Source organism: Pedobacter sp., assembly GCF_045628745.1.
Lineage (GTDB): Bacteria > Bacteroidota > Bacteroidia > Sphingobacteriales > Sphingobacteriaceae > Pedobacter.
Genome location: NZ_JAZQPU010000327.1, coordinates 1 through 11279 on the forward strand (window position 1 = coordinate 1; position 11279 = coordinate 11279).

An 11279-nucleotide genomic window follows, 5' to 3' on the forward strand; every position below is an offset into this window, starting at 1 on the left:
GGAAACTGTAAAAGATAGCGACATGAAAAGGTTTGCTAACTTGGACGTTGTAATAGCTGCTAATTTAACTTGGGGAAGTATGGACTCGGTGCTATATACTACTGTTGAAGTAAAACGTTTAGGAGAGGAAAGGGCTTTCAACGCTTACCCATATAAAAGTGTATTGGATGCTGGTGCTGTGGTTAGTGGTGCAACTGATTATCCTGCCGGTGCAGTTCCATCTCCAATAGCGGCATATATAGTAGCAGTAACCAGAAATTCTACTGATGATCCCAAAATGATAAGAGATCCATCGCAGAAAATGACGGTAGATGAGGCGTTAAGAGTGCTTACTTATGGTGGTGCTTATCAAATGAGGCAAGAAAAATTTAGAGGTACAATTGAAGTTGGTAAAAAAGCAGATTTAATTATTTTAGATACCAATTTATTAAAAAGTCACTCCGTAAAAACACTTGAAACTAAAGTTTTATTGAACGTGATTGATGGAAATGTTATTTATAAAGCTGGATAGTTTAAGGATACTAGAACGTAGGCTTATATTTACACCAAAACATTAGACACCAAAGAAGCAATCAGCGAACAGTAGGCCATGGCAGCAGTTATTGTTTCTTAAGTGCCTTGATCTGATAATATGCTAAAGCACTATAGAGCAGCCACAATGCCATTAAATTAAGTAATGCACCTGGCTGACTGAGTAACCCAGCTCCTGATTGCACTATAGCCAAATACATTTTAAAAAATGGTGTTGTGGGTAAGAACAATGAAATCCACTGTAGTACCTTTGGTAGCGATTGGAACGGCCAGCTATATCCAGTAATTAAAAATATAGGATAGGTAGAAAATGCCATCATTTGCAGGCAAAGCAATTGTGATTTGAATAACGAACCTATAAATTGGGCCATAGGAATGAGTGTAAGAATAAACAGTATTAATAAAACGCCAATTTCAAATTCCTTGCCGCGCATAGGCAAATCAAGCACACGGTAGTTTACATGAAGAAAGAAAAAAGCATAAGCAGAAAATACAAGCAGGTAAAATAATCCTTTTCCCCAAATGCCGTTAGATATTCCTCCCTTTAACCATTCGCCGATACGTGAATGTTGCCGCTCGCCGGCTACACTTTCTGATAAACCGATCAATAAGGTTTGTTGTAAAATTAACGCCAGTAATCCCGGGAGTAAAAAATTACCATAGCTTAATCGCTCGTTGAACATCGGTCTGTAGTCTAAGTTAACGGGCATTACATTTTCCATTGCCATTGTTGAACTCATGCCTTCGCTCTTTTCGAAGTATTTTAAACGCACACCAGCTCCAATAGTTAGGCATATTTGCTGTACGTTCGTTAGGATATCACTTGAAGGAAGAAACCTGGCTGCATTTACGGCAAGCACCACATTGCTCTGCTTTAAGCTTAGTAAATTTGATTCTGTGCCTTTGGGTATATAAAAATACCCCTGGCAATCTCCACGATACATATGCGCTTTGGCTTCTTCTAAATTTGGGTAATGTATTAATTCAATAACAGGGGAGTTATCAATGTTTTGTTGAAGCAACCTTGAAAATTTTGAACGATCATCATCAACAACTGCAAGTTTTACATTATTTTCTTCTTTGTTTATGTAAATGCTTCCATAAAAAAAAGCATAAAGCAGTGGCGCAATCAATAGGGTAAGGAGCAAACTATGGTCCTTTGCCACAAGCTTAGCCTCCCTTAGAAAAAGCTTAATTATGGACGGCTCCGAGTGCTTTTTCATCTGTGATGGTCTTAAATTGACTTTGAAATAAAAGAATTGCAGTTGGGAACATCACTACACAAAATAATAAAAGCTTATTGATGTCAGCCTGTGCATAATGCAATGGCAAATTCATGTAATAAACTTTTAAAAAGGCATCCAGAAATGGTGTGTAGGGCATTATAGTGGCATAATATTGGTCATACCATGGCATGGCCCATCGTGGAAACGTAAATCCACTAAAAACGAAAGCTGGTGAAGTATAGAATAGCGCTGTATCTCCCGATAACATTACATCTTTAAATAAACTCGAAATAAACATGCCTATCCCAATACATGCTACAGAGAGCAATGAATAAATGAGAAAGAACTTGGCTGTAGCGGCAGGAACGCCAATATCAAAAAAGGGAAATATCACAAAAGCAATAAGCATAAAATTAGCCCAGCTAACCACCAAATGGGCAATAGTTTTAGCCATGATGACCATAAAGGCAGAGCCATTTGATAACTCGTATAACTCTTGCATGGTTTCTGTTTTCCATTCATAATTTAGCGCAAGCATACTGCTTATGATCAGAATCATTTGCATGCCCACGGTTACTAATCCTGGTACCAGATACTGCTGATAATTGTAACTTGAATTATAAAGCTGGTAAGAATTCAGTTTAACTGGATTAGCAAGTGCCATAGCCTGATCGGCTTTCATCCCTTTTTTTGTCAGCTTCTTTAAAATAACCCCTGAGCTTGCAGTAAGTACCACTTCGGCTACTGCCTTATAGACCATTTTTGCGGGCACCAAAGATGTGGCATTGGTATATAGCGTCACAGTGACCGGGTGCCTGTTGTAAATGTTATTCTCCATCTTAGCAGGGAAATGTATAGCGCCCATTATTTTGCCTTGTTGCATCAGTTTTTCAACTTCGGCCTCGCTGCTTATCCTCTTGGTAATGTTTAAAGCGTCCTGTTGTTCAAGTAAGAAAGTAAATTGGCGGCTCACCGGACTTTGGTCGTCATCCCAAATGGCAAATGATAAATGCTTGGCTTCTTCTTTTTGGTAAATTACAGCATAGAATGAAAACAAGAACACAGGAACAACCAGCATAACCAGGTAAAATACCTTTAAACGGAGAATCCGCTTCCATTCTCTAATGATGATATGGTTAAAACGATACATTAAGGCAGAATTAATGATGCAGTCATGCCAGAACGCAGTCCTTTGATCTGCGATTGGTTTTCTGGCTTAAATTCTATGGTAAAAGTTCTTAGTTCAAACGTACCTTTATCCTTTGATGGCACCCAATTTGCAAATTCAAGTGTTGGTGATATGGAGGTTACTTTTACAGCGAAGGTTTCAGGTTCGCAACCAGGAACTCTTACAGATGCTGCAGATCCTAATTTTAGTAAATTGGCTTTATCCTGTCTAATGTTAAAACGTAAAAGTGTGGAGTTCTTTTTTTCAATGGTCATCATTGGATACCCTATCGAAACAATCTCGCCCTGATGAGTGACAAGGCTGGAAATAACGCCATCTGCCGGGGCATAAACCCTGGTGTTTTCACTTAGTGCCTTTGTAAGTTCATACGCTTTCTCTGCCTGTTTTACAAGAGCATTTGCTGTTCTTAGCATTTCCGGTCTAGTACCATTCTTCATCATTTGTAAGTTCAGTGCCGCGGTTTCCATTTCTCTTTTAGCTGCCTGATACCTGAAATAGACAATATCCCTCTCCTGTCCTGATATCACATCAGCATTATACAAACGTTGCATGCGCTGATAGGTGGTATTAAAAAGATTATATTGTTCCTGACTGATCTGATAAAGTTTTGAAGTAGCTTCAATCAACTCTGGCCTTACACCATGGGTTAATAACTCTTGTTGACCTTTAGCGGCTTCGATCGCTGCCAATCCCTGAGCCTCAATAGCATCTATCTCGTTTGAACGTAGTATTGCAACTAATTGTCCTGTTTTTACAGTATCGCCTTGTTCAACAAGCAACGAGTCTAATCTACCAGGAAATTCTGCAGCGACATCCACGCTAGAGGCATCTACCATCCCAACAAAGTTGTCCTCATCTTGGTTATTTTCCGATAGAAAGAAAAACAAAGTAATAACGATTACCAATAATGGAATGAGAAGTGCCCAGTAATTTTTTAGAAGATTTTTCATCACTTGATGTATTGAATTATTTGCCTTGGTTTTCCCAAACTGTTGAAATATTCTGCTGCAGCTAAAAAGTACCCAAGCACTGCGGTGTGATAGCCTTTTTCAACTTCTATTTCTATCAGTAAAGCGTCATTTACATCTTTGGGTGAGGAGAGCTGGTTTTTCATACGCTCATTTATGAGACGACTTGTAGTATGTGCCTCCTTTCTGGCATTATCTAATGACGCAACTTCATTTTGAAGTGATTTCATCTTGTTTCTTGCTACTGTAGATAAAACCTGTATACCCAATCTTGCATTTTCTTCAGAAAGTTTTGCCTCGTCTATCAATTGCCGGGCTGCAAGTGTTCTTTTTCTTGTTTGTCCATTAAATAGATTCCATTGTAATTCTACACCAATAAACCAATCAGGCGTAAGAAGGGGCAGATCGCGTTGGTAAAGGTTATAGTTCCCAATAGCAAAAATGTTTGGTAATGAAAACGATTTGCTGATCTTTTCTGCTGTTTTAGCATACGAAACCTTACTGCCGGCTATTTTATATAAAGGATTGGACTCCCAAAACTCACCTTCAAGAGTAAGCGGTTCAATAGCGGTATACTTCAATGTGTCCGTAATGACTATTGCAGAATCTAATGGAACCCCAAGTAACTTGTTAAGTTCTATATTGCCATTTTGCTGTTCTAGCTTGATGTTGTTGAGCTGGCTTTGGGCTTGTGCTAATATCACATTAGTCCAGCTTTTCTGATAAGGCGCAAGTATTTCGTTTTTTACCAGCTCTTGGGCATAATTGTTATTTTTGGTTAAGGCATTTACCATTAAACGCTGCTTATTGAAAATAGTATTTAAGTATACAATGCGTAGGTATTGTGCGGTAATTAAAAAATCGACTTCCTTATTCACAATTTCAACGTTGATGTCCGCAGAATTTACAAGAGATTGAGCAAGGTTTCCCGCAGCATCAAGTTTTCTTCCCAGATAAAGGGGTTGGCGTGCACCTAAACCAGCTACAAAGTAAGATTGTTTACTTAAACTCGGGTTATATTCTGGATAAATACCCCCGATTATGTTTTTGGAAGCGTTATATATCCTATCTTGTGCAGCTTGCGACAAATCATTGCCGGTAACCTCTCTAAATACTTCGTTTGCAGCATTTGCACTTTGCTTTGATGATCCCTCTACAACGCCTTCTCTTACTGTTTGTAAGTTTACTGCTAGAGGACTACTTAAGTAAGTATAACTAGACAGTACATCAACCTTGGGTAAGTAACTCTTCTTTTCTGCCTGCAAATTATACTGACTGGATAACAGTGCAGATTTTGCTTGTTTAACCGATATATTGTTTTCACTTGCAATGATCAGGCATTTTTGCAAACTTGTATTTTGTCCCTGAGTTATGATGGGTAAAAACAAGTTTGCAAAAATCACCAGCCTAACCTTCCAAATTCTTACTGACATAACACTTTATAAATGATTTATAAGATCAGTAACGGAGAAATTATCCCTATCATAATTCTTCCAGTATTGCCATTCATTTGACCAAGAGTGGTTTTTGAATAACTACTATATTCTAAGTACCTTCCCACATAGGCCCCGAAAAATTTAAGGTTATAATTTTCGATCGGGTAAAATTCTACCGATGGAATAATTCCCCAGGCAGTCCGCAGCCTGTTGGAATTACCAGTTTCATTAGGAAGGTCTTTCCACCGTGCCGTACTCACCATACCCACGGCTGCCAGCCTCCACTGTTGATTTAAAGAATACATCACCCGGAGCCAATGTTCTTTATAATCTACATGTTGCGCGGCATGTCCTAAAAGGTTTTCCGGGATTAATGAACTAACCACTCCTGTACGGTCCAATTGTTCACTACTCCACTTAAAATCATATTGAACCAGCCAGTCTTTCAATCTCAGTTGGTTGCCCAAGGCAGTATAGTACATATTTACCGAATTATTACTGTTTTTGTTAGCTTCCTGAAAAATGCTGAAGCTCCAAAGTGTCTGTATTTTCCCATCAAGGAAACTGCCATTCCACGAAGCCACAACAGCTGCCGGAAATTTGGCTTCTTTAAGCTCGGGTACTTCCTCATACAGCTCTTTATATGTTTTAGTTCTCGAATTCAGCACCTGAGCGGTAAGGATATGGTCAGCTGAAGCTGCCCAGGTGAATTGTACCCCTGTTAAAAAATTATCTGCATTTTCTACAATATCATTGTATTGATAAATATCAATGGGGTTCATATCAAACTCATAGCCTCCCCAGGCTGCACATAATTTACCAATGGCAATGCTTGTACGGTCTGATAGGTTATAACCAATAAAGGCCAGATCTGTAGAACTGGTAATGTTATCTATGGATTGCACTTCCGGATCTTTAGTGTATCTGTTACGAAACCGGAAAAACACTTTATCATCTAACACATCTCCTTTAATTTCAAGCCTGAATTGATTTACCGCAAACTGGCTGCTATTGTATTTGCCATTGCTAAAATAATTGTTAAATGCAGTCTGGGTATTTACAATTACATCTACATTATTTAAAAGATCAGCTTTATTAGCTAAAATTAAGGGCACAGTATGGTTCACTGTGGTGTCTGCTTGTTTATCTTGCTGGGCATAAAGCCTTGCAGAAATTAAACAAAGTAAAAGTCCTATATAAGCTTTCATAATCATATAGTTAAAATAGACGGGGAAACTAACTATGGTTAATTTCCCTATTTAAGAGATTAATAATCAAAGAAGTATTGTTGCAGTTGTTTTTGATCCTTTGTTTTGGTTAACCCAAGCATTAATAGGATTCTTGCCTTTTGCGGAAGCAGATCGTCTGACACCACAGTCCCTAGCTTTTCGTCATCCGTTTCATCCAGCAGCGTGACTCTACCGGAGGAAACCCTCGAAGCCCTTACCACCGGGATGCCTTTTTTAACCGCAGACTCAACGGCTGCCGTATTTACCTTATTCAGATTTCCATTACCCAAACCACCAGTCACAATTCCTTTTACGCCGGCAGCCATGTAGGCATTCAAGGCTGTTGCCGGAGCATCTGCATACAACTCTACTATCGCCACTTCCGGCAATGAAGTCAGTCCAGTAATGTCAAATGGGGTATTTTTATTTGCTTTTCTAAGCGGGGATTCATACATGACAACGTGACCATCATATATTTGACCAATAGGGCCAGTGTTTGGCGAGGTGAAAGCTTCCACATGTGTCGTATTGGTTTTAACGGCATCTCTTCCTGAAAAAATATTTTCACTAAATACCAAAAGTACACCACTGTTAGCCGCTTCTTTAGAAGCAGCCAGTGCAACCGCATCATAGAGGTTCTTTGGGCCATCAGCACTGATTGCCGTTGCCGGGCGCATAGAGCCGGTTAACACGACCGGTTTATCATAACGGACAGTTAAGGAAAGAAAATAAGCTGTTTCTTCCTGGGTATCGGTGCCATGGGTAATAACTACCCCATCTGCTTCATTGTTTTTATAGATATCATTGATCCTTTGATTCAGTTTCATCCAGATGGCTACAGTCATGTCCTGACTGCCCACATTTGAAATCTGTTCGCCAGTAATAGTAGCTAATTTATCAATACCCGGAACGGCAGCAATAAGGTCTTTTATAGGTAATTCCCCAGAAGTGTAGGCAGACCGATCGGCAGAAGCGCCCCTACCAGCAATGGTTCCACCTGTAGCCAGAATTTTTATCCTTGGTAACTTTTGAGCAAAGAGCGCGATGCTTATTAGAAGCAAAAAAAGAAAAAGAAATAGCTTTTTCATAATATAAGGTTCAAATTATTACTTAGTTTATTTTTTTTTGGAATTTTCCCAAGCTGTTACATATTCCATCAGGATTTCGCGGATGCGCTGTCCAATTATCTTGTAACTCTCGGTAGGAAGATTAGCCAGTGAAACACGGATACTCCATTTTGGACCGGCAAACCCACCACCATTTAACAATACGATAGATGTTTTCTCGGCCAAACGAAATACAACATCTAAGGGTTCAAAATGCTCTTCAAGCCACTGTGCAAGTTCAGGCCCATAAAAATGTAATGCACCTACCATCACATCAATCCCTGAATAATAACCTGCCCGCATTGGGTCCGGCACAATATCTACCCCCATACCTTCCCACAGGAGTTTCAATCGTGTAGCTACAAGGTCACGGGTTAGTTGTTTATACGTATTATTGGTGTCGAGTAAACTGAAGGACGAAAACAGCATCATCTGAAATTGCTGTGGAAGTGATAAACCTGCGGTATGATTTAAAGCCACCTGCCTACTATCGGCCACCATCCGATCAATAAATTTGAGCTTTTCAGGTGTTAAAGTAATTGTCTCATACCTTTTGTGCAGCGCTTTTTTTTGTTTGTCACCTAATGCCGCAATTTTATCGTCAAAAACATTTTTCTCATGCAGGGCGATCACTCCTAATCGCCAGCCTGTACAACCGAAGTATTTAGAATAGGAATAGACGGTAAGCGTGTTATATGGAAGTGCAGCCATAAGAGATACAAAACCAGGTACAAAAGTACCATATACGTCATCTGTAATCACCATCAGACCCGGGTTATGATTTTTGACGATGTCTGCTATACGCTTTAAGCTTTTTAACGGAAATGCGACTGATGGTGGATTACTTGGGTTGACCACAAAAGCGATCTTTATGTCAGGATCCTTAAGCTTATCTAATTCTGAATCTGGGTAGTGCCACGTATGGAATCCATTTTTAGCTGTCTTTGAGGCAATAATATTGACTACTTCAAAGTCATACTGGTCAAGGTGTGGAATTTCAATATAGGGTGTGAAAGTGGGCACCAACAGGCCGATTTTATCTCCCTTATGAACTAAATAGTTCCGAATAAGAGAATCAAAAATATAGCACATTGCCGCTGTTCCACCCTCTACGGCAAAAATGTCGTATTTTCCTTTCGGTGGTTTGCCATTACACATCTCCTGCAGCAGGTAATCATGCACAATCGGCTCCATATGACTGAGCATCCGGTCAGGAACAGGATAATTAAATCCCATACTGGCCTCCACCATTTCTCTTACCCAAGCATCAGGTTCAAATTTATGCTGCTTAATGCCATATTCATAGGTTTTTTTTAATAGCTCCAGAGCGGGACTTGTTTTACCTTCTGATAAGAAAGATTCGAATCGTTTGGCGATTCCTGTTTTATCCTCTGCAATACCGGCCATTCCGCCAGCAACGTCCATTACTCTGCGACATTCATCCAAAGCAAACTGACCGAATAAAAAGTAGGCCTCTCTGGGTATAGTAGCAATCCAATTGGGATTTCCGCGACCCGCATTGAGCATTTGTCCTGTTGATTTCTGTGCGCTTTCATGTGCGAGGTGGATGAGTTCATCTTTAATCTCGAAAGGGCTCATGCTTTGTAACTTTTTCTGAACCTCCCTTGAGGTCTTAATTTTAGAAATATTTATCATGATATAGGTGTTTTAAACAATTGTGGTTGAGTGTCTAACTCATTAAAAGAATGATCACTACCCCCCATATAATAAGGAGGGTGTTGCCAACCGCATAAGTAACGGTATAACCTATTGCTGGCGTTTTACTTTGTACTGCATCCTGAATTGCCCCAAGTGCAGCGGTAGTGGTACGGGCACCAGCAGCACAACCCAGAGTGACAATAGGATTGAATTTAAAAATATAGCGGCCTATCAACATCCCTACTAGCAAAGGCAGAGAAGTGGCTACTGCACCGGCGACAAACAAGCCCCAGCCGGCCTCCTTAAAGCCTTGTACAAAACTTGGCCCTGCGGTTAGGCCAACAACAGCAATGAACATGTTTAAACCTACATTATTCATTACCCACAAGGCAGGTTCAGGGATTCGACCAAAGGTAGGGTGCTGGCCTCTGAGCCATCCGAAGACCAATCCGGAAATCAGTGCTCCGCCACTGGTACTTAAGCTAAGCGGTACCCCGCTGACCCTGAGGGTAAGGGCACCAAAAAGGCCTCCAAGTACAATTCCAAGGCCCACAAAGATCATGTCTGTAGTATTGGTAGGCCGGTCGGGATAGCCGATATTCTTTACGGCCAGTTCAACATTCTGAGTATGACCAACCAACTGAATGATATCTCCTTTGTATAATATGGTTCCAGGGAAAACGGCCAATTCAATGCCTGACCTTTTTAGCGTCCGGATAATAACTCCATGCATGTAATCCATCGCTCGTAACTCGGCTAATGTTTTGTTTTGTACTTCCTTGCTGATAATCATCACCCCGATCACCTCTACAGGAAAGTTCAGTAGTTCAGCATCGAGGACTTCTGTTTCATTTACCGCCAGATAATTCATCATGTATTCCCTGCGGCCGCCTAAAACAATTACATCGTTCTCAGCTACTATCGTATCCGGGCTAACATACGCGATCTCTTTGCCTTTACGGATGCGTTCTACAAACAATCGCCTGCCTCTACGGTGTAATTCAGCCTCTATTTCTGCGACAGATCTATTGCACGCGTAGGATTTAGCTGATATTTTGTAAGCATTATACAGCACTCGGTCGTAAGCGGAAGTAATGGCAGGATCGTCGCCAATGGAGTTTCCACCGAGTTGTATTTCCAATTCCTTGGCTTTTTGAACGAGGTTGCCGCCTAATAATTTTGGACCTACAGAGGCCAACAACCAAGCTGATCCAGCAGTTCCAAAAATATAAGTGACGGCATAGGCTACAGGGATCTTATTGACCAGGTCTGCCTTTTCATTAGCTGGAATATCCAAATTGCCAATGGTGTCTGAGGCTACGCCAATTACTGCGGATATCGTCTGAGAACCGGCAAGCATACCCGCGGTTAAACCCATGTCATATCCCATAAACTTACCAATCAGATACGGAAAGACCAGGCAGAGCACACACACAATTGCTGCAAAAAACATTTGTGGTAAACCATCTTTCTTTAGGCCACCAAAAAACTGAGGCCCAACGCTATATCCAACAGCAAAAAGAAACATAAGGAAAAATACAGATTTTACATTTGGAGAAATAGGGATGTCTAGCTGCCCAATTAATACACCTATCAATAGTACACTCGTTACAGTGCCCAAAGTGAAGTTTTTGTATTTAAGACCACCAATAAAATAACCTAGGGAGAGCGTAAGAAAAACTGCCAGTTCAGGATATTCCCGAAACGTCTTGATAAACCATTCCATTGATTGTGATTTAGATAAGAAAAAGAGAATATACCTGATTTAGTGCACGGTGGTATCAATACAATGCTGTGGTCTGCGGATCAAAATGCCTGAAAAGAGGGTTGTGTATACAAGCTGGGAAAGGAATGAAATTGTATATCGATACTAGTTGATAAACTAACTATGGTATTGAAAGTCTAGCCGCAAGAATTGGTTGAATTTATTCTAGC

The 11279-nt window shown here is 40.3% G+C and carries 9 protein-coding genes; 1 reads left to right on the forward strand and 8 read right to left on the reverse strand.

Annotation, left to right across the window (positions count from 1 at the left end; all coding sequences use genetic code 11):
• Positions 1 to 511, forward strand: a 511-nt coding sequence (locus tag ACR2F7_RS12070; protein ID WP_432713812.1) for an amidohydrolase family protein, incomplete at its 5' end; no start/stop codon positions are given.
• A gap of 88 nt (positions 512 to 599) precedes the next feature.
• On the opposite strand, the gene ACR2F7_RS12075 is transcribed toward ACR2F7_RS12070, so the two are convergent.
• The 8 genes from ACR2F7_RS12075 to aspT are packed head-to-tail and all read right to left on the reverse strand — an operon-like array spanning position 600 to position 11070.
• The gene (locus tag ACR2F7_RS12075; RefSeq protein WP_432713813.1) at positions 600 to 1754 is read right to left on the reverse strand and encodes an ABC transporter permease; all 1155 of its coding nucleotides are present in this window, start codon (positions 1752 to 1754) and stop codon (positions 600 to 602) included.
• Entirely contained in the window at positions 1723 to 2907 is a 1185-nt protein-coding gene (locus tag ACR2F7_RS12080; RefSeq protein ID WP_432713814.1) for an ABC transporter permease, read from the reverse strand. The genes ACR2F7_RS12075 and ACR2F7_RS12080 overlap by 32 nt, the downstream gene beginning before the upstream one ends.
• Complete coding sequence (locus ACR2F7_RS12085) at positions 2907 to 3896, reverse strand: HlyD family secretion protein (protein WP_432713815.1); 990 nt, start codon at positions 3894 to 3896, stop codon at positions 2907 to 2909. The genes ACR2F7_RS12080 and ACR2F7_RS12085 overlap by 1 nt, the downstream gene beginning before the upstream one ends.
• A complete protein-coding gene (locus ACR2F7_RS12090) occupies positions 3896 to 5347 on the reverse strand; it encodes a TolC family protein (protein WP_432713816.1) in 1452 nt (483 codons plus the stop codon). The genes ACR2F7_RS12085 and ACR2F7_RS12090 overlap by 1 nt, the downstream gene beginning before the upstream one ends.
• A gap of 17 nt (positions 5348 to 5364) precedes the next feature.
• The gene (locus ACR2F7_RS12095; protein ID WP_432713817.1) at positions 5365 to 6558 is read right to left on the reverse strand and encodes a porin; all 1194 of its coding nucleotides are present in this window, start codon (positions 6556 to 6558) and stop codon (positions 5365 to 5367) included.
• A gap of 59 nt (positions 6559 to 6617) precedes the next feature.
• Positions 6618 to 7667 carry a type II asparaginase gene (locus ACR2F7_RS12100; RefSeq protein ID WP_432713818.1) on the reverse strand — a complete coding sequence of 350 codons (1050 nt, stop codon included), beginning with the start codon at positions 7665 to 7667 and terminating at the stop codon, positions 6618 to 6620.
• 27 nt (positions 7668 to 7694) lie between these two features.
• Positions 7695 to 9341, reverse strand: a complete 1647-nt coding sequence (aspD, locus tag ACR2F7_RS12105; RefSeq protein ID WP_432713819.1) for an aspartate 4-decarboxylase — start codon at positions 9339 to 9341, stop codon at positions 7695 to 7697.
• A 34-nt stretch (positions 9342 to 9375) separates the two neighbouring features.
• Positions 9376 to 11070 carry an aspartate-alanine antiporter gene (gene aspT, locus ACR2F7_RS12110; protein WP_432713820.1) on the reverse strand — a complete coding sequence of 565 codons (1695 nt, stop codon included), beginning with the start codon at positions 11068 to 11070 and terminating at the stop codon, positions 9376 to 9378.
• Positions 11071 to 11279: the final 209 nt, after the last annotated feature.